The organism is Asanoa ishikariensis (assembly GCF_900107455.1).
In the GTDB taxonomy this organism is placed as follows: Bacteria; Actinomycetota; Actinomycetes; order Mycobacteriales; family Micromonosporaceae; genus Asanoa; species Asanoa ishikariensis.
In genome coordinates this window covers 1,028,541-1,046,942 of record NZ_FNQB01000001.1, presented here as the reverse complement: position 1 = coordinate 1,046,942, position 18,402 = coordinate 1,028,541, and the positions used below count along the sequence as shown (strand labels likewise).

The following is an 18,402-nucleotide window of genomic DNA, read 5'->3' as shown; positions in this document are numbered from 1 at the left end:
ATGGCCGCACTGCTCGGTCCCGACGGCACACTGCCGATCCGCGAGGCCACCGGCAACCGGGCCGGTGCCTCGGCGCCGTTCGGCGACGACGCGGTGCCGCTGGACGAGGGCGACGTCGACTACCACCACCCGACCGCCGACTGATGTCCCGCATCCTGATCACCGGTGCCTCCGACGGTCTCGGCCGCGCGCTGGCGCTGGCCCTGGCCGAGCGAGGGCACGAACTGGTGCTGCACGGGCGGCACGCCGACCGGTTGGCTGAGGTCGCCGGCGCGACCGGGGCCGTTGCGCTGCGCGCGGACCTGGCCGAGCAGGCATCGGTGCGACGCTTCGCGTCCGAGATCGGCGACCGCTACGACTCATTGGACGTGCTGGTCAACAACGCCGCCGTCGGCTTCGGGGCGCCCGGTGCACCGCGCGAACTGACCCGCGACGGCATCGAACTGCGGCTAGCGGTCAACTATCTGGCGCCTCACCTCCTCTCGCGTTTGCTGCTGCCCTTGCTGCGCAAACCAGCGACAGCGCGGATCGTCAACGTCGCGTCGATCGGACAGGCCGACATCGACCTCGACGATCTGATGATGGCGCATGGGTACGACGGAATCCGCGCGTACCGCCGGGCGAAGCTGGCCATGATCTGCGACACCTTCGACCTCGCGGAGCGACTGGCCGGCACCGGCATCACCGTCAATTGCCTGCACCCGGCGACGTTGATGCCGACCACGTTGGTGCGGGTCGCGGAGTTCGCCCCCGTGTCCACCCTCGAGCAGGGACTACGCGCCACGCTGCGGGTCGTCGACGATCCCGCTCTGGACGGCGTCACCGGCCGCTACTTCGACGGCGAGCGCGAGGAACGGGTCCGGGCGCAGGCGTACGACCCCGCGTTCCGGGCCGCGCTGGCCGCCCGGGCCGCCGAGTTGACGGAATCTTGACATGACCACGGTGGCACCGGCGGTCTAGCGTTCGGCGCATGACCAACGAACGGCGTGCCACCGCCCTGGTGGACGTGTTGACCACGGAGTTCGGCCAGTTGATGGCCCTCGACCCGGCCGCCTTCCGGCGCAAGTTCCGCAAGATGGCGGCGTCGCCGTTCGCGTTCTATCGCGGGAGTGCCGCGGTGTTCTACGCCGACCTGGCCGGCGAGTTCGCCGACGACCGGTTCCTCGACGAGCACACCAGCCGCGTCTGGATCCACGGCGACCTGCACGCGGAGAACTTCGGGACCTACATGAACGGGTCCGGCGAGCTGGTCTTCAACGTCAACGACTTCGACGAGGCGTACGTCGGGCCGTTCTCCTGGGACCTCAAGCGGTTCGCGGCGAGCGTGGCGCTGATCGGCTACGCGAAGGCCCTCTCCGACGACGTGATCGCGGACCTGGTCGGCCGGTTCGCCGGCGCCTACCTGACCGAGCTACGCGCGATCGCGGCCGGCGGCGACGACGCGATCGGCTCGATCACCCTGGCCAACGCCGACGGCGTGCTGCGCACCGTGCTCCAGCAGGCGCGACTGAGCACCCGGGTGGCGATGCTCGACACGCAGACGACGATCAACAACTACGAGCGCCGGTTCGCCGTCGGCGACGGCGTCTTCGAGATCGACGACGCCCGGCGCGACGCGGTGGTCGCGGCGTTCGGCGCGTACCTGGACACGCTGCCGGCGCACCGCCCGGTCGCGACGCGGATCAAGGACGTGGTGCTGCGCAAGGGCGTCGGGATCGGCTCGGCCGGCCTGCCCTCGTACAACCTCCTGCTGGAGGGGAACACCCAGGCGCTCGAGAACGACGTCGTGATCTACATGAAGCAGGCCCAGGTGCCGGCGGTGGCCCGGCACATCACCGACGGTCGCGTCCGGGGCTACTTCCACCACCAGGGTCACCGCACCGCCGAGTCCCAGCGGGCGCTCCAGGCGCACGCGGACCCGTGGCTGGGCTACACGGAGCTCGACGGGATCGGCCAGCTCGTCGCCGAGGTCTCGCCGTACGCCGCCGACCTGGACTGGGCCGACGTCAACGAACCCGACGAGCTCCTGGGCGTGGTCGGCGACCTGGGCCGCGCGGTGGCCCGGATGCACTCGGTCGCCGACGACGAGTCCAGCCACGACCTGGTCGACTTCTCGACGGAGGAGGCCATCGTCGCGGCGGTCGACAAGGACGAGCACGGTTTCGTCGCGCACCTGGTCGACTTCGCGCAGCGCTACGGCATCCGTGCCCGCGAGGACCACCAGATCTTCGTCGACCTCTTCCGCAACGGACGGGTGCCCGGGCTCACCTGAACGCGCGGATGGCGGCCAGCGTCGTGTGCACGTCGAACGCCTCGCCGTCGTCGCTGGCCCAGCCTCCGTCGCTGCGTTGGGTCTGGGCCAGGCGGCGGGAGGCGGCCGACAGCAGCGTGTCGTCGGCCGACAGGCCGACCCGGCGCAGGGCCGAGGCCATCGCGGTCACGTCGGACGGGGTCATGTCGCGGACCCGGTCGGTGAGCACCACCTGGATCCGGGCGGACTCGTAGTACATCTCTTGGCGGTACAGCACCGCGGCGCCGAGCCAACCGGCCGCCAGGAACGAGGGCCAGGTGCCGTCGGAGTGCATCGCGGCCGCGAACACGTGGGCCGCGCCCTGCACCACCCCGGCGTAGACGCCACCCACCCGCTGGTCGAACGGACCAGCGGCCCGGGCGTCGTGGCCCGCGACGGTGAGCCAGAAGCCGGCGTTGGCGGTCAGGTAGAGCGTCGCCTCCGGGTCGCCGGGTGTCGCCCACGGCGGCGCCCAGCCGGACAGCGACGGGTCTTCCTCCCAGGTGCCGTCCGGCCGCTGCCGGGTGGCCAGCCAGTCCAGCGCGCGCCGGGCCGCCGGGCGGCCCAGCGCACCGAGGTCGTCGAGTTCGGCGAGTCGGAAGCAGGTCGCGTCGACCGAGGCCATGTCGCCGCCCCAGATCGCGGGCCAACCGCCGTCGGCGGCCTGGCCCACCTCCGCGTCGTCGAGGATCGCGGGTTGCGGCGGCGCGCCCACCCGCAACCACGACAGGCGGGCGCGGTCGACCGCGTCGCCATGGGCGACCACGAATCCGATCGCCGCGTCCAGATCCACCACGGCCGAAACGGTACCGCCGGAAAGGCGAGTCCGCCTCAAGCGGTTGGCCAAGGTCAACGGCCCGTCGGCCTGGTTTAGAACTGAGAAAAGCCAGTCCCACCGAGCCGGTGGGACTGGCTTTTGTCGGTTTGCTCAGTAAGCGGGGAGGCTCGGATCGATCTGCTTGATCCAGGAGAGCACGCCGCCCTGGAGGTGCACGGCGTCCTTGAAGCCGGCCGCCTTCACCGCCGCCAGCGCCTCCGCGGAGCGGACGCCCGACTTGCAGTGCAGCACGATCTGCCGGTCCTGGGGCAGGTTGGCCAGCGCCTCGCCGTTGAGGATGTCGCCCTTGGGGATCAGGGTCGAGCCCGGGATCCGGACGATCTCGTATTCGGCGGGCTCACGGACGTCGACCAGGAAGAAGTCCTTGCCGGCGTCCTGCCACTCCTTGAGTTCCCGGGCGGTGATCGTCGCGTCGAGGGTCGCCTCCTGCGCCTCGACGGAGACCGCGCCGCAGAAGTCGTCGTAGTCCTCCATCAGGTCGGTCAGCGTCGGGTTCTCGCCGCACAGCACGCAGTCCGGGTCCTTGCGGACCTTGATCTTGCGGTACGACATCTCCAGCGCGTCGTAGACCGTCAGGCCACCGACCAGCGGCTCGCCGATCCCGGTCAGCAGCTTGATCGCCTCTGTCACCTGGATCGCGCCGATCGAGCCGCACAGGACGCCGAGCACGCCACCCTCGGCGCAGGACGGCACCATGCCGGGCGGCGGGGGCTCCGGGTAGAGGCAGCGGTAGCAGGGGCCGTGCTCGGCCCAGAACACCGACGCCTGGCCGTCGAAGCGGTAGATCGAGCCCCACACGTACGGCTTGCCGAGCAGCACCGCGGCGTCGTTGACCATGTAGCGGGTGGCGAAGTTGTCGGTGCCGTCCACGATCAGGTCGTACTCGGAGAAGATCTCCTTGACGTTGTCGCGGTCCAGCGCCGTGTTGTGGATGATCACGTTGACGTACGGGTTGATCTCCTTGACCGTCGCCGCGGCGGACTCGGCCTTCGACCGGCCGATGTCGGACTGGCCGTGGATGATCTGCCGCTGGAGGTTGCTCTCGTCGACGGTGTCGAAGTCGACGATGCCGAGCGTGCCGACCCCGGCGGCGGCGAGATACATCAACGCCGGCGAGCCGAGGCCGCCGGCGCCGACACAGAGCACCCGGGCGTTCTTGAGCCGCTTCTGCCCCGTCACCCCGACGTCCGGAATGATCAGGTGGCGCGAGTAGCGGCGGATCTCGTCGACGGAGAGCTCGGCGGCGGGCTCGACGAGCGGGGGCAATGACACGGTGGGTCTCCCCGGGTATCTGGTCGGATCGATGTGGTGGTGCCGAGCAATTGTTGCTCGGGACACGCCCCACTGCCATGACACGCGCCACGTCCCCTTGACTCGCGTCAGGGAATAGGCGGTCCGGTGTAGCGCCGGCCGTTGACGTAGGGCCAGCCGTTGGGCAGACAGCCCTGCATACCGTACGTCTGCTGCTGCATCACCGGCGCCGCCGCGCCCGGTGCCGGGCACGCCTCGTGCTGGTGGCCGAGCTGGTGGCCGACCTCGTGGTTCACCGCGTACGCCTGGTACTGCCCGAGCGGCGCCTCGAACCACGGCACGGCACTGACCCAACGGTCGGCGTTGATGATCACCTGTTCGCCGAGCTGGCACGAGGTGAAACGTTCGGTGTCCAGGCCGCCCTCCGCGCACATCCGCTCGGAAGTGCCCGCGCTGGCCAGATAGATCGTGAAATCGGCGGGCTGGCCGGCACCGACCCGGCGGAGCCGGAGCTTGCCGTCGGCGATCCAGCTCCGCTTGTCGCCGAGGATGGTGTCGACGGAGGCGACGAACGGCGCCAGGTCCAGGTTGATGCCCTTCTCCACCACGACGTGGAACCGGTGCAGGTCCGTGCCGCGACCGAGGGTGGGACCGTTGCCCCGCTCGGTGCTGAACACACCAGGCCCGTCGGGCGCCGGGCCGGCCTTGCCGGTCGGCGACGCGCTCGGCGCCGCGAAGGGCCCGATCTTCCCGGGGACCGGCGACCCGGCCTGGGTCTGGCTCGGGTGCGGTGCCGCGTCGGGCGAGCGGCGGGCGTGGTTGACGGCCATCAGCAGGGCCGCGCTCGCGATCAGCGCGAGGCCGACCGCCAGCATGCCGCGATGGCGGTCTGGTGTGGGCGGGGGTTCGGGTGTGCGTGGTGCGGGGAGCCGGTGGCCTGAGATCGGCGTCGCCATGAACCAACACGATGCCAGGTCATTTCGGACATTGCTCGCTTATTGGTTGGCTGGCGGGCCGGTGTTGAGCTTTCCGTTGACGTACGGAAACGGATTCGGCTTGCAGCCGTTGAGGCCCAGGGTCTGGGTCATCATCACCGGCGCCGGCTTGCCCCTGCCCGGACAGGCCACGTGATGGTTGCCGAGCTCGTGCCCGGTCTCGTGGTTGGCCACGTAGGTGCGGTAGACCGAGAGCGGGATCTTCGACTCGATGAACTGGGGAACGGACATGTTCCACCGGTCGAGGTTGATGATCACTTTCCCGACGGTCCGGCACGAGGTGTACGGGTCGCCGTCCACGTTGGTGTTCGTGCCGCCGCGGGCACACATGTCGTGCGAGGTGTCGGCGGTGGCCAGGTAGACGGTGAAGCTGTAGTCCTCGCCGTCCGCGACCCGCTGGAGCCGCAGGTCGCCGCTCGCGATCCAGCTCCGCTTGTCACTCAGCGCGGCGTCGACCTGGTCGCCGAACGCCTCGATGTCTTCCTTGGATCCGTTCTCCACCGCGATCCGGTAGCGGCGCAGCGTGCCGGACTTCCCGGCGACCTTCCCGGTGGTCTTCCCGTAACGGAAGGTGTTGTCACCCCGGCGCGGTGGAGTGCCCTTCAACCGGTAGACCGGCGGCGGCGCCTTCGTCGGCTTGACGGCCGGCGATGAGGACGGCGATCCGGTGTCGGCGGGGCCGGACGGCGGCGACTGCGCCACCCCGTCGGTCTGCCCGGCGCGCAACGGCAGGCCGAACAGCATCAAACCGATTCCGACCAGGAGCGACAGTCCGGCGACAATGAGTACGCGGGTCGGACCGCGACTGCGGCGCGACCGTCGATTGCGGGACCGGCCACGAGGTTGGGGGTGCCTCGCGTTGACCATGCTGGGGCTCAGAGTGCCACACGACCACCCGATCAGGTGACCCCGGCCCGGCCCCGCTCGTATTCGTCGAGGAGGGCGAGCACGCCGCGGGCCACGATCCGCGGCACCTCCATCTGCGCCACGTGACCGACGCCGTCGAGGATCAGCAGTCGGCTGTCCGGGATGACCTTGGCCACCTGTGGCGCCACCCGGATGTCGACGAGCCGGTCCTGACGGCCGCCGACGACCAGCGTCGGCGCGGTGATCTGTGACGCGATCTTCCACATCGAGTTGGCGCCGGGCAGGTAGGCGCGCAGGAAGCTGCTGACCAGGCCGCGCAGCGAACGCACGTAGGCGTCGAAGTAGTGCGCCGCCTCGTAGCGAATCTTGATCTCCTCGACCGCCTCTCGGCGGCGCTGCTCGCTGACCCGGGTGACGTCGTTGAAGCAGGCCTCGATGACCTGCGCGGCCAACTCCTCCGGCGCGTAGCGGCCCATCATCCAGGCGGCCACCCGGTCGGCGCGCGGCAGCGCGAGCAGCGGGACCACCGGGCCCTGCAGGGAGCGGCGCGGGTCGAGGAACGGCATCGCCGGCGAGACCAGGGTGAGCGTGCGGACCAGGTCGGGGCGCAGGCCGGCGACCCGGACCACCACCGCGCCGCCCAGCGAGTTGCCGAACAGGTGCACCGGGCCGCGGTCGCCGACCTCGATGAGGCGGATCATGCGATCGGCGAAGGCCTTGATCGTGTATTGCTTTGCCGGGCCGCTGCGGCCGAAGCCGGGCAGGTCGACCGCCTGGCCGTCGAGCCGGTCCGAGAGCAGGCCCGCGAGGTCTGTCCAGTTCTGCGAGGATCCGCCCAGGCCGTGCACGTAAAAGGCCGGTTGTGCCTCCGTGGTCGTGCCGGGGGTGTCCCGCACGAAGGTCTGCTCGCCGTCGACGACCGCGAGCCGACCGGGCCACGGCGGCGGCATCCGGTCGGGTCCGAAGACCTCGTCGGCGCCTAGCAGAGCGCGCTTCATGAATTTATTGTGCCCGGATCTGGCCCCGGTTTCAGTCGGAGAGCAGCGCTTCCAGACGACGATTTACGGCAGCAAGTGTCGCACGTACGACAGCTTGCCGCGGATCGCCCGAAACCAGCGCAGAGCCGGCAAGCTGCTCAACCCACCCACCGCAGACGAGGAACACGACAACCACCGCAACCTCGCAGTTGCCGAACGGTACGACCGCCGCGTGCTCGACGAAGCAACGGCCGCGGTCGTCGGCCCGCGAGGCGGTGCGCAGCAGCTCGTCGATCGCCGTCGCGGCGGAGACCGCGCAGAGCCGCAGCACGTAGCCGTCGACGGCCGGGCCGGTGGCCAGCCCGTTGGCCACCCGCTTCCCGGCGGCCAGCCGGGTCTCCACGGTCGCGTCCAACCCGAACGTGCTGACCTGCACGTGGTCGATCACCACGCGCGGGCCGGGGTTGGCGCCCGGGTTCAGCGGGCGGGACGGTGCCGACTCGGTGGTGGTGATCTGCCCACCCGAGTACGCCGTCGCGGCAGCCATCACCGGGTGGCCACCGACGTTGCCGATGATGCCGGCGGCGCTGCCCAACTCCGGGAAGGAGCCCGACGCCGGCTGGTCGGAGCCGGTGCGAGGGTCGGATTCGCGGGTGCCGCCGTAGAGGTGGCCGCGTTCCGCGCTGTCGGTCGCCGGCCGGTGCGCCGCCGGCTCGGTGCGCTGCGGCAGGCCGGACGCCGGTGCCGCGGACACCGGCGCTGCCGATGCGGCGGCGGCCGCCCGCTCGGCCAGGTCACGGGTGTCCACTCCGGACTGCGAGCCGACGTGGGCGCGGCCACGGTGCGAACCCGGCGCGTTCTGGTCCTGTTCGGCCGGTGGCTCGAAGCCCGGCGGTGCGGGTGCGGGCGAGATCTGCGCCGCGGGCACATCGGTCGGGCGGGTCGCCGGCCGCGTGGGCTCGGCCTCTCGGACTGCCGGCCGGGTGGGCTCGGCCGGTCGCGGCTTGGTCGCGTCGGCCGGGCGGGGCACCGGCCTGATCGCGTCGGCGGGGCGCGGTGCCGGCCGGGCCACGTCGGCGGGGCGGGGTGCCGGCCTGGTCGCGTCGGCGGGGCGCGGTGCCAGCCGCGGAGGCTCGGGCGGGCGCGGTGCCTGGCGGGCGGCCTCGACCGGGCGAGGCGCCGGCCGGGTGGCCTCGGGCGCCCGCTCCACCGGTGGTGGGGGCAGATAGCCGCCCGTGCGGCTGAACCCGGTCGGCGGGGTGTCACCGCCGAGCGGCGCCTCGGGCGGGGCCATGCCTGGCAGGTTCTGTGGCGCGGCGGCGAGGCCCATCCGCTCCTGGAGCAGCCGGGCCACGTGCCGGCTCACGTCGGCCGCGTCGGCGCCGTCGGCCAGGTCGAGGCGGAGGCTGTGCGCGCCCGCGGGGGTCTGGCGCAGCGAGGCGCCCTTCACCCCGGAGACGCCGCGGACGGCGTCGAGGATCGCGTCGACGTCGAAGCCGTCGGGACGCTCCCGCTCCTCGGGCAGGTCGGGCCGCCGCAGGTGGGTGGCGATCCTGGCCAGTTGCGGGGGGTCCGCGGGTGCGTCCGAGGGCGGTTCCGGCACGGTCGGCACGTCGGGCTCGGCCGGCACACGCTGCGGCAGGCCGGACAACTCGTCGATCATGTCGTCGACCACGGACCGCTGTTCGGGCGCCGGGCGGTCGATCGGCCGCTGGTGCAACGGGATCGGCGGCTCGTCGCCGAAACCACCGTTGGTGGTGCCGCCGGGTGCGCCGTTGGCGGGCTCGCCACCGAACCCGCCGTTGGCCCGCTCCGCGGCGAAGCCGCTGGCCGCGCGCGTGCCGCCGCCACCCTGGTCGCCGGCGAAACCACGGGCGAAGCCACCACCGGTGGGATCACCGTCGGAAGGATCACCGCCGCCGAAGCCGCGCCGGGCGCCGTCACCGGCGGGGAAACCACTCTGGTGCGCGCCGGCCGGCGGCCCGCTGGTCGGCTCGCCGGGGAAGCCACGCTGGCCACCCACATCGCCGGTCGCACCGTCGCGGAAGCGGTCGGCGGTCGGGCGCTCGGCCGGCTGCTCGGGCTGGCCGGGGAAGCCACGCTGGCCACCCACATCGCCGGTCGCACCGTCGCGGAAGCGGTCGGCGGTCGGGCGCTCGGCCGGCTGCTCGGGCTGGCCGGTGCGGTGCTCGGGTGGCACCGCCTCGTTGCCGATCGGGTCGCCGTTGCGGCTCGCGAGGCGCAGCGGCGGACGGACCTGGGCATCGTCGCGCGGGCCGGCGGCGGCCGGCGACACCGGCGCGGGCGGCTGGGCAGCGGCTTGGCGGCCGGACAGGTCGGTCGGACGGTTGGCTCCCGCGGGTGACACCGGCTCGGTGGGCGACACGCGGTCGCCGCCACCGGGGAACGCACCCGTCGAGGGCGTGGCCTGGGGTGCGGCGGGCGGACCGTCGCCGCCCGGGAACGCGCGGGTCAACCGGCCGGGCGTGACCGGCGGGTCGGTCTGCTCGCCGGCCGGGAAGCTGCGGCTCAGGCCGGCCGAGCGCCGGTCGACGACCGGGAAGCTGCCTGACGCGGTGCGTTCGACCCGACCCGGCGCGGACTCCACGACGGGAAAGCCGCCGGAGGCCGTCGCGGCGCCGCCGGTCGGCTCAGGGGCGGCCGGGCGCTGGACGGAGTGGGGCGCCACCGTCGGGTGGCTGCCCGTGATGAAGCGGTTCCCGTCGCCGGACGGTGCTTCGCCACCGCGGATGTAGCCGGGCAGCGTGTTGCGATGCGGCGGCTCGGTGGGCGGAGTGAAACCACGGCGGCTGGGCAGGCTGCCCTCTTCGGGCATCGGCCCAGCGGGCGACGGCTCGGCCGGCTGGTCCGGGCGCGGCGCGGGGACCTGGATGCGGCCGGCCGGCGAGGTCGGCGCCGGTGGTGCCGGAGACCACGGCCATTCCGGAGCCCAATCGGGGCGGGCGGCGGTGGGGCCGGCGGCACTGGGCCGGAAACCGGCTGGATAAGGGTCGGCCTCGGTCGGCGTGCCCGGCGGGACGTGCTCGGTCGGCGCACCGGCCGCGACCGCGCCGATCGGCGGGAAGCCCCCGGTCGCCGGGTCGGTGTCGTCGGGACGGCGGGTCTCGCCGTGCGGGGCCGGAGCAACTCTGCCGTCGGCGGGCGCCGGTTGCTGGCCGTCGCCGGCCGGACGTGGCGGCTCGTCCTGGCGCGGCCGGAACCGCACGGGCGGCGGCGCGGGCTCGTCGAACCGCGGCGGCGCGGGCGGGAAGGCCACCGCGAACGGACCGACAGCGCCGCCGGCCGGAGGGGCGGGCGGTGCGGGTGGCGCGACTTCGGGCACACCCCCGTCGGTCGGGGCCGGAGCCCAACCGGGTGCCCACGGTGACGGCGGCTCGGGCAGAGCCTCGTCGGCGCCGGGCGGTGGCGCCCAGCCACGCCAATCGGGATCGCCGTCGGCGGCCGGCGGCGCAGCCGCGGCCGGCCAGGGCGGCTGCTCCTCGCCGTGCGCCTGGGTCGGTATCGGGGAGTGCGCGGCGTCTTCCAGGTCACCCTCATATGGATAGGGCGGTGCGCTGGTGGAATGCACCTCGGAGGAGCCGTTGACCTGCTGGCGGGGCTGCCGGGACGCGGGCACGATCGGGGTCAGCAGGTTGGCGTAACGAGACCTGTGCCATGCGGACCGCGTGCCTGAGTCACGGTCGCGGTCGGCCCAGGCCTCGGGGTCACGAGAGGCCGGCGGGTTGCCCCCGCCGCCGCCCGGTGCGTCGCCGGGTTGACCTGAATCATCCACCGTGCACTCCTCGGTCGCCCTCGCTGAGGCTACCGTGTGGGCACGGTCGCGATAAGTTGCAATCGCGGTCCATTTCACCGACCGATGCGACAGGCACCGATCGGATGCGTCATCAGCGGTCGATGGATCAGGGATTTTCGGAGGTAAACCATGGTGGCGGCTTCGGGCGATGCCCAGCCGGACGGACGGCCGACGAGGCTGCCCCGGTCGGCACGCCGAAAGCAGCTGCTCGCGGCGGCCCAGGAGGTGTTCGTCGCACAGGGCTACCACGCAGCCGCGATGGACGACATCGCCGAGCGGGCCGGTGTCTCCAAGCCCGTGCTCTACCAGCACTTTCCCGGCAAGCTGGAGCTCTACCTGGCGCTGCTGGACAAGCACTGTGACGCGATCGTGGCGCACGTGCAGGCGGCCATGGAGGCGACGAGCGACAACAAGGAACGCGTACGCGGCGCGGTCGAGGCCTACTTCGACTTCGTCGACCACGAGAGTGAGGCGTTCCGCCTGGTCTTCGAGTCCGACCTGCGCAACGAGCCGGCCGTCCGCGAGCGGGTCGAGCGGGTCGAGCGCGGCTGCATCGCGGCGATCACCGACACGATCATCTCGGACACCGGCGTGAGCAAGTCCCGGGCCGAGTTGCTCGCCTCGGGCCTGGTCGGTGCCGCCGAGACGGCCGCGCAGTTCTGGCTGGCCGGTGGTCGCCAGGTGCCCAAGAGCGAGGCCGAGGCGCTGCTCGCGGCCCTCTCCTGGCGGGGCATCGCGAGCTTCCCGCTGCAGGGTGAGCCCCAGGAAGGTGCCTGGGCGGAAGGCGAACCCGTCTGACACGCAAGCCGCCGTCGTCGTTCACCCCACGGATCGGATAGCCTTCCCAGCGGTGCCGGTATCGACCGCGCGCCACGACGAGGAGGGCTTCCGTGGAGGTCAAGATCGGCGTGCAGTACGCGCCGCGCGAGCTGGTCATCGAGAGCTCGCAGTCGCCCGCCGAGGTGGAGAAGAGCGTCACCGAGGCGATCGCGAACGAGGGCACGCTGTCCTTGGTCGACGAGAAGGGCCGCCGGGTCATCATCCCGGTGAGCAAGTTGGCTTACGTGGAGATCGCCGAGGCGACCCGCGGCACCGTCGGCTTCAGCGCCCGCTGACCAACAGAGGGGTTCGGTTCACCCGAACCCCTTTCGCTGCCTAGTTGTTGAGGCCCAGTGCCGTCATGCGGGCGCTGTGCGCGTTGGTGATGCGGCGGAACAGCGCCTGGACGGCGGCCTGGTCGCCGCCGCTGGTGACGATCAAGGTGGTCAGGGCCGCGCGCTGGCCCGCCACCCGCGTCGCCTGCGAATAGACCTCGCCGACCAGTCGGCGGGCCCACATCGACAGGCGGGCGCGGGTCTTCGGGTCGGCCTCGATCGCCGCGCGGATCTCGGTGACGGCGAACTCCTCGTAGCGCTTGTCGTGGATGACGTCGAGGACGAGCTGGCGGTCGGGCTCCTCGATCAGCTTGGCCATCTCGTGGAAGAAGTCGTCGGCGACGCCGTCGCCGACGTGGGCCTTGGTCAGCGCCTCCAGCCAGTCCTTGGGCTCGGTCGAGTCGTGATAGGCCTGCACCACGCCCACGTAGGGGGTCATCGCCACGTCCGGGTCAGCGCCGATCTCGGTGAGCCGGGCGGCCAGGCGGCCGTAATTGGCGATCTCCACAGCTGCCATCTCGCTCAGTGCGGCACGGCGGTGCAGGTCAGGCGCGAGCCGGGCATCGGCCGCCATCCGTTCAAAGGCGGACAGCTCGCCGTATGCCACCATGCCGAGCAGGTCGACGAGCGCCTCAGTCGTAGGCGCGGCCATGTCAGCCAGCTCAGGAGTCACGCCCGCAGGTTACTCCGGACACCTGATCGGCGAGAGCTGCGCCACACGACCAGGCCCAGCTGGCGCATCCGCCTCACGTTCGGCACCGTCACGAGGTCAATCCGGTAACATGGTCACGTTAGCCGTGGGCGGGTTGATCCCCACGGCACGCGTGTGCGGCCCGCGAGTCACCTCGCGTGTGGCCCGCGCGATATCCGATATCGCGCCCTACGACACGACGGGGCGCACCACGAGAGGGCACCCCGAACACCACATGAGTGAACTAATCGAACCCACGGACGACGCGCTTGTCCCGACCGCGCCCGTCCGAAAAGACTCCCCCACCTTCGCCGAGCTAGGCGCCCGCCCCGAGACCGTTGAGGCCCTCGCCGCCGCCGGCATCACCAACTCCTTCGCCATCCAGGAATACGCGATCCCGATCGCGATGCGCGGCACCGACCTGATCGGCCAGGCGCCCACCGGCACCGGCAAGACCCTCGGCTTCGGCGTCCCGCTGCTCGAGCGGGTCTTCGCACCCGGCGAGGGCTCCGACGGCGTCCCGCAGGCACTGGTCGTCGTGCCCACCCGTGAGCTCGGCCTCCAGGTGGCCAAGGACCTCGCCGCCGCCGGGCGCACCCGCGGTGTCCGGGTCCTGCCGATCTATGGCGGCGTCGCCTACGAGCCGCAGACCGAAGCACTGCGCAACGGCGTCGAGATCCTGGTCGGCACGCCCGGCCGGCTGCTCGACCTCGCCAAGCAGAAGCAGATCCGGCTCGACCGGGTGCACGCGCTGGTGCTCGACGAGGCCGACCGGATGCTCGACCTGGGCTTCCTCGACGACGTCGAGAAGATCCTGGCGATGCTGCCCGAGGACCGGCAGACCATGCTGTTCTCGGCCACCATGCCGGACCCGATCGTCGCGCTGTCCCGCCGCTTCCTGCGCCACCCGGTCACGATCCACGCCGGGCACACGGCCGAGACCGGCCCGTCGCCGCAGACCCAGCAGTTGGTCTACCGCACCCACTCGCTCAACAAGGTCGAGGTCGTCGCGCGCATCCTCCAGGCGGAGGGCCGCGGCCTGACCATGATCTTCACCCGCACCAAGCGGGCCGCCGACCGGCTCGCCGAAGATCTCGACTTCCGCGGCTTCGCGGTGGCCGCGGTGCACGGCGACCTCGGCCAGGGCGCGCGCGAGCGGGCGCTGCGGGCGTTCCGGGCGGGCAAGATCGACATCCTGGTGGCCACCGACGTAGCGGCCCGCGGGCTCGACGTCTCGGGCGTCACGCACGTGATCAACTACGACTGCCCGGAAGACCAGGACACCTACACCCACCGGATCGGGCGCACGGGCCGGGCGGGCGCCACCGGCGTCGCGGTCACGTTCGTCGACTGGGACGACATGCCGCGCTGGCGGATCATCGACAAGACCCTCGGCCTGGACATGCCGGAGCCGCGGGAGACCTACCACACCTCGGCGTGGCTCTACGAGGAGCTGGCCATCCCGACCGACGTCTCCGGCACGCTGCCGACGGGCGAGCGCACCCGCGCGGGTCTTTCGGCGGAGAAGGAAGAAGACCTGGGCGGCGGCCGTCGCCGGGGTCCGGCTCGCGCCGAGCGCCCGGCCCGCAGCCGGTCACGCCGCCGCGGCGATACGCGCGACGGTGCGGAGCCGGCAACCTCGGACGCGGACCCGGTCGGCGCTTCCGACGGAGCCGAGCCCTCGGCGAGCAGCACCCGGCGCCCGCGCCGACGCCGCCGCGTCGGCGAGGTCGTCGCCGGTGAGACCACGGCCGACGCGACCGGCACCGAGCCGGCCGTGGTAGCGGTCGCCGACTCTGACGGGGAAGCACCCGCCAAGCCGCGCGCCCGCCGCCGTCGCCGCTCCCGCGGCGCGGGCGGTGCCGCCGCAGCCCCGACCGAGGCCTGACCTCCCCGCCGAAGAAACTCGATCAAGCAGCCGCCAGGTCTTCGAAGACCTGGCGGTTGTGCGTGAAGGCGCGCTTCACCTCGTCGATGAAGCGCGCCTGTTCGTCGGCGGACCACGGCGCGGCGTCCAGCAACTCGCGATAGCGGCGCTTGACCGCACCGGCCGCCACCCCCGGGAACTCGTAGAACCGGGTGCCCGCCGCACCGACGCCGTATTGCTCGCGCAGCGCCCGCTTCACCATCTGCCCGCCGGACAGGTCGCCCAGGTAGCGCGTGTAGTGGTGCGCCACGAACGCCGGCGGGTCGACGAACGCGACCGCCCGCAGCCGGGCCAGGTAGTCGCGGGTCGCCGGCAGCGGCGTGATCTCCGAGCGCCAGCGCGGCCCGCGCAGGTGGTGCAGGTCGGCGCCGAGCGCGGGCAGCCGGTCGAGCCCGAAGCCCACGAAGTCGCCGGCCACCGGATCCGCACGCATCGTGGCAGCGGCCCGCTCGAGGGTCTCGTAGATGAAGTAGTGCTGGCTGGCCAGTCGCGCGTACGCCGCGAGATCGAGCCGCCCGGCCATCAGATCGCCCACGAACGGGGTGGTCTCCGCCGCCTCGTGGTCGGCGCGGGTCAGGGAGCGGACCCGGGCCGCCAGACCCAGTTCCGTGTCGGCTGCGCTGACCATGTTGACCTCCCGCACCCGGCCGTGGGTTGTGCCGTGAGCTTAGGCGAGCCTTACTTGACGGTCCAGTGGTGTCGCGCGGACGGTGGGTGAGTGTTCGACCCCAGCCGAGTCCGCCGCCGTCTCGAGGAAGGCCGCCGGAACCACGGCGGCCGGGACTGGCCGCCGACCTTCGCAGACCGACTGACGGCACCGCTGCCCGGCGCCGGTGACATCGCGCGGATGATGCGCGAGCGGCGCCCGAACGCCGCGGACCGGGCCCGGGCCGGCCGGAGCGTGCCGCTGGAACCGCAGGCCACACTGCCACCGGTGGACCCGGCGACCACGGCCGTCACCTGGGTCGGGCATGCCAGCTTCGTGCTGCGGACCGGCGGGCTCACGGTGCTGACCGACCCCGTCTGGGCGCAGCGGATCCCGCCGTTCATCGCCCGCTACACCCCGCCCGGCGTGGCCTGGGCCGGCCTGCCCCGGATCGACGCGGTGGTGATCAGCCACAACCACTACGACCACCTCGACGCGCCGACCATCGACCGGTTGCCGCGGTCGACGCCGATGCTCGTACCCGCGAATCTGGCGTGGTGGTTCCGGCGCCGCGGCTTCCAGGACGTGACCGAGCTCGACTGGTGGGAGTCCCGGCGGATCGGCCCGGTGGACTTCACCTTCGTGCCCGCGCACCACTGGAGCCGGCGCAGCCTGGCCGACACCAACAAGAGCCTCTGGGGCGGATGGGTGCTGGCCACCGACGACGGCCCGAAGATCTACTTCGCCGGCGACACCGGCTACGGCGAGAGGTTCGCCGAGATCGCCGCCCGCTTCCCCGAGCTCGACCTGGCCCTGCTGCCGATCGGCGCGTACGAGCCGCGCTGGTTCATGCGCAACCAGCACCTGAACCCGGAGGACGCGGTCCAGGCGGCCACTGACCTGGGCGTCCGCCGGGTCGCGGGAATGCACTGGGGCACCTTCCCACTCAGCAGCGAGCCCCTGCTGGAGCCGCCGGAGCGGCTGCGCGCCGCCTGGACGGCCGCCGGCCGTGACCTCGCCGACCTCTGGGAGCTGCCGATCGGCGGAACGCGGACAATGTAGGTATGCCCGAAGACCTGACCGCCGTCCTCGCCGAGGTGCGCGACCTGCTGCTCGACCCCGCCCTGACCCGAGCGGTCGCCGCGGGCCGACGGCGCGGCGCGACCCCGTCGGTGGTCCGAGCCGAGCTGCGACCGGTCGCGCTCAAGGCCGGGCGGCGGCTCCAGATCGTCACGAGCGACGGCGCCCGCCCGCACACGACCAACGTGGCACCCGGGCCGGACGCGGAAGCCGCGGTCGACGCCCTGCTCACGGAGCCGTTCGGCAACTGGCACGTGGAAAGCGCCGGCGCGACCGTGCAGGTGCGGGTGACCAAGAAGGGCGACGCCCAGGTGCACCGGCAGGCGGCCGACGAGGCCGACGCGAAACCCGAGGCCCACGACCGGGTGCGTGAGCACCTGCTGGACCCGGGTGACCCGCTGTGGGAGGTGATCGGCGGCACCGCGGCCAAGCGGCGCCAGGTCGACGCGTTCCTGCGGGCGCTGGCCGCGACGCTGCCCGCCGAGGGGCTGCCGGCGCCGCTGCGGGTGGTCGACCTGGGTTGCGGCAACGCCTACCTGACCTTCGCCGCGTTCCGCTGGCTGACCGCGGTGCGCGGGCTGGACGTCGAGATGGCCGGCGTCGACGTGCGCGAGGACCAGCGGGAGCGGAACACCCGGCTGGCCGAACGGCTGGGCTACGCCGACCGGCTGCGGTTCGTCGCCGGCAGCATCCTGGACGCCGAGGTCGAGCCCGCCCCCGACCTGGTGCTCGCCCTGCACGCCTGCGACACGGCGACCGACGAGGCGCTGCACCGCGCCGTCGGCTGGGGCGCCGAATGGATCCTGGCCGCGCCCTGCTGCCACCACGACATCGCCGCACAGTTGCGCAAGCAGACCGCGCCCGGTCCGTACCACCTGATCACCGGGCAGGGGATCCTGCGGGAGCGCTTCGCGGACGTGCTGACCGACTCGCTGCGGGCGGCGTTGCTCCGATCGCAGGGCTACCGGGTCGACGTGACGGAGTTCATAGACTCCGCGCACACGCCGCGAAACCTGCTGCTGCGTGCGCGCCGAACCGGCCAACCGACGGCGCGCGCCGAGTACGACGAGCTCGTCACCACCTGGCAGGTGCGACCGCGCTTGGCCGAACTGCTGGGTTAGGGGGTGTCTCGTGGATCAAGGCGGCACTCCGCCGGGCCCAGACGACGACCGACCGTACGCGAAGAGCGGCCAGATACAACACCGGTGTCCGACCACTCTCCGCGCACGCCCGGACGCCGCCTGGACCTCGCCGGAGCACCACCTTGATCCACGAGACACCCCCTAGCGCCGGCGGTCGCCCTGGGTGGGCCAGCCGCCGGGTTCGTCCGGCACCGCGCTCGGGAAGCGCACGACGTTGTCGGTGTCGTCGTCGTCCTCGGCCTGATGCGCCGCGAACGCGGTGTTCCAGGAAATCTCGACGAGTGTTTTTCGAAACTCGGCGTGCCGGTCGGCGGCATTCGCCTGCAACGCCATCCGGATCGCCAACATCATGCCGACCAATGTGGTGGTAATCGCGCCGGAAGCGGCGAACACGTGCCATCCGGTGACCTGGCCACCTTGTATGGCGAGGACGAGCAGCCAGATCCAGAAGGCGAGCGCGAATATCGCGGCCTTCACGACGAAGAACAGGCTTATCGCGCCTGGTCGATTGGGAACCGGGCGGTCTTCTGGTGGGGCCATAGTCGCATCCCGTCGTTCTCCACTCTCGGGGCGTGAGCATAGACGACTGGTAACGGTCTGGTAAGTCACCGAACTGGGCGGACGCCGGTGGTGTGGTGTCCTGCCGACCCCCCGCCGGCGGGACACCACACCAGCACCACGGACCGCCGGCCCATGGCCACGGCGCGGACGGTGCGCGGATCGACACTGT

Annotated in this window: 16 protein-coding genes; 7 read left to right on the top strand and 9 right to left on the bottom strand. The window is 72.3% G+C overall.

Annotated elements, in window-relative coordinates:
• The first annotated feature begins 143 nt into the window (after positions 1–143).
• Together BLV39_RS04870 and BLV39_RS04865 are read left to right on the top strand one after the other, a co-directional pair.
• The gene (locus BLV39_RS04870; protein ID WP_090787777.1) at positions 144–932 is read left to right on the top strand and encodes an SDR family NAD(P)-dependent oxidoreductase; all 789 of its coding nucleotides are present in this window, start codon (positions 144–146) and stop codon (positions 930–932) included.
• 38 nt (positions 933–970) lie between these two features.
• On the top strand, positions 971–2,272 hold the full coding sequence (locus BLV39_RS04865; RefSeq protein WP_090787773.1) for a DUF2252 domain-containing protein: 1,302 nt from the start codon (positions 971–973) through the stop codon (positions 2,270–2,272).
• Here the strand turns inward: BLV39_RS04865 and BLV39_RS04860 are convergent.
• The 6 genes from BLV39_RS04860 to BLV39_RS45315 all read right to left on the bottom strand — a co-directional run bounded on the left by BLV39_RS04860 (position 2,265) and on the right by BLV39_RS45315 (position 11,011).
• Positions 2,265–3,143: a prenyltransferase/squalene oxidase repeat-containing protein gene (locus BLV39_RS04860; RefSeq protein WP_308442698.1), complete on the bottom strand. Its 879-nt coding sequence runs from the start codon at positions 3,141–3,143 to the stop codon at positions 2,265–2,267. The genes BLV39_RS04865 and BLV39_RS04860 overlap by 8 nt on opposite strands.
• A gap of 75 nt (positions 3,144–3,218) precedes the next feature.
• Positions 3,219–4,400, bottom strand: coding sequence for an adenylyltransferase/sulfurtransferase MoeZ (gene moeZ, locus BLV39_RS04855; RefSeq protein WP_090787767.1), 1,182 nt, complete (start codon positions 4,398–4,400; stop codon positions 3,219–3,221).
• Positions 4,401–4,507: 107 nt separating this feature from the next.
• On the bottom strand, positions 4,508–5,254 hold the full coding sequence (locus BLV39_RS04850; protein ID WP_244895837.1) for a DUF3152 domain-containing protein: 747 nt from the start codon (positions 5,252–5,254) through the stop codon (positions 4,508–4,510).
• A 120-nt stretch (positions 5,255–5,374) separates the two neighbouring features.
• On the bottom strand, positions 5,375–6,118 hold the full coding sequence (locus BLV39_RS04845) for a DUF3152 domain-containing protein (RefSeq protein ID WP_090787761.1): 744 nt from the start codon (positions 6,116–6,118) through the stop codon (positions 5,375–5,377).
• A 155-nt stretch (positions 6,119–6,273) separates the two neighbouring features.
• Positions 6,274–7,239: an alpha/beta fold hydrolase gene (locus BLV39_RS04840; protein ID WP_090787758.1), complete on the bottom strand. Its 966-nt coding sequence runs from the start codon at positions 7,237–7,239 to the stop codon at positions 6,274–6,276.
• A gap of 31 nt (positions 7,240–7,270) precedes the next feature.
• On the bottom strand, positions 7,271–11,011 hold the full coding sequence (locus tag BLV39_RS45315; protein WP_176984773.1) for a hypothetical protein: 3,741 nt from the start codon (positions 11,009–11,011) through the stop codon (positions 7,271–7,273).
• Between the two features lie 150 nt (positions 11,012–11,161).
• On the opposite strand from BLV39_RS45315, the gene BLV39_RS04830 reads away from it, so the two are divergent.
• Positions 11,162–11,830, top strand: coding sequence for a TetR/AcrR family transcriptional regulator (locus BLV39_RS04830; RefSeq protein ID WP_090787755.1), 669 nt, complete (start codon positions 11,162–11,164; stop codon positions 11,828–11,830).
• A 92-nt stretch (positions 11,831–11,922) separates the two neighbouring features.
• Positions 11,923–12,147, top strand: a complete 225-nt coding sequence (locus BLV39_RS04825) for a DUF3107 domain-containing protein (RefSeq protein ID WP_090787752.1) — start codon at positions 11,923–11,925, stop codon at positions 12,145–12,147.
• A gap of 40 nt (positions 12,148–12,187) precedes the next feature.
• Here BLV39_RS04825 and BLV39_RS04820 read toward each other — a convergent pair whose 3' ends face one another.
• Positions 12,188–12,859, bottom strand: coding sequence for a ferritin-like fold-containing protein (locus tag BLV39_RS04820; protein WP_239083717.1), 672 nt, complete (start codon positions 12,857–12,859; stop codon positions 12,188–12,190).
• A gap of 253 nt (positions 12,860–13,112) precedes the next feature.
• On the opposite strand from BLV39_RS04820, the gene BLV39_RS04815 reads away from it, so the two are divergent.
• Positions 13,113–14,765 (top strand): DEAD/DEAH box helicase, encoded by a 1,653-nt coding sequence (locus BLV39_RS04815; protein WP_090787746.1) that lies wholly within the window; start codon positions 13,113–13,115, stop codon positions 14,763–14,765.
• A 22-nt stretch (positions 14,766–14,787) separates the two neighbouring features.
• Here BLV39_RS04815 and BLV39_RS04810 read toward each other — a convergent pair whose 3' ends face one another.
• The gene (locus BLV39_RS04810) at positions 14,788–15,432 is read right to left on the bottom strand and encodes a biliverdin-producing heme oxygenase (protein WP_090791137.1); all 645 of its coding nucleotides are present in this window, start codon (positions 15,430–15,432) and stop codon (positions 14,788–14,790) included.
• 90 nt (positions 15,433–15,522) lie between these two features.
• Between BLV39_RS04810 and BLV39_RS04805 the strand changes: the two genes are divergently transcribed.
• Both BLV39_RS04805 and BLV39_RS04800 read left to right on the top strand, forming a co-directional pair.
• Positions 15,523–16,512, top strand: coding sequence for an MBL fold metallo-hydrolase (locus BLV39_RS04805; protein WP_239083716.1), 990 nt, complete (start codon positions 15,523–15,525; stop codon positions 16,510–16,512).
• Positions 16,513–16,514: 2 nt separating this feature from the next.
• Entirely contained in the window at positions 16,515–17,651 is a 1,137-nt protein-coding gene (locus BLV39_RS04800) for a class I SAM-dependent methyltransferase (protein WP_090787743.1), read from the top strand.
• 162 nt (positions 17,652–17,813) lie between these two features.
• Here the strand turns inward: BLV39_RS04800 and BLV39_RS04795 are convergent, their stop codons facing one another.
• Complete coding sequence (locus tag BLV39_RS04795; protein ID WP_239083715.1) at positions 17,814–18,281, bottom strand: hypothetical protein; 468 nt, start codon at positions 18,279–18,281, stop codon at positions 17,814–17,816.
• Positions 18,282–18,402 lie beyond the last annotated feature (121 nt).

Excerpts from the sequence above, each read along its gene's own strand:
- BLV39_RS04870 (WP_090787777.1), top strand. The coding sequence starts at position 144 with ATGTCCCGCATCCTGATCACCGGTGCCTCCGACGGTCTCGGCCGCGCG.
- BLV39_RS04865 (WP_090787773.1), top strand. The coding sequence starts at position 971 with ATGACCAACGAACGGCGTGCCACCGCCCTGGTGGACGTGTTGACCACG.
- BLV39_RS04850 (WP_244895837.1), bottom strand. The coding sequence starts at position 5,254 with ATGCTGGCGGTCGGCCTCGCGCTGATCGCGAGCGCGGCCCTGCTGATG.
- BLV39_RS04845 (WP_090787761.1), bottom strand. The coding sequence starts at position 6,118 with ATGCTGTTCGGCCTGCCGTTGCGCGCCGGGCAGACCGACGGGGTGGCG.
- BLV39_RS04840 (WP_090787758.1), bottom strand. The coding sequence starts at position 7,239 with ATGAAGCGCGCTCTGCTAGGCGCCGACGAGGTCTTCGGACCCGACCGG.
- BLV39_RS04830 (WP_090787755.1), top strand. The coding sequence starts at position 11,162 with ATGGTGGCGGCTTCGGGCGATGCCCAGCCGGACGGACGGCCGACGAGG.
- BLV39_RS04815 (WP_090787746.1), top strand. The coding sequence starts at position 13,113 with ATGAGTGAACTAATCGAACCCACGGACGACGCGCTTGTCCCGACCGCG.
- BLV39_RS04810 (WP_090791137.1), bottom strand. The coding sequence starts at position 15,432 with ATGGTCAGCGCAGCCGACACGGAACTGGGTCTGGCGGCCCGGGTCCGC.
- BLV39_RS04800 (WP_090787743.1), top strand. The coding sequence starts at position 16,515 with ATGCCCGAAGACCTGACCGCCGTCCTCGCCGAGGTGCGCGACCTGCTG.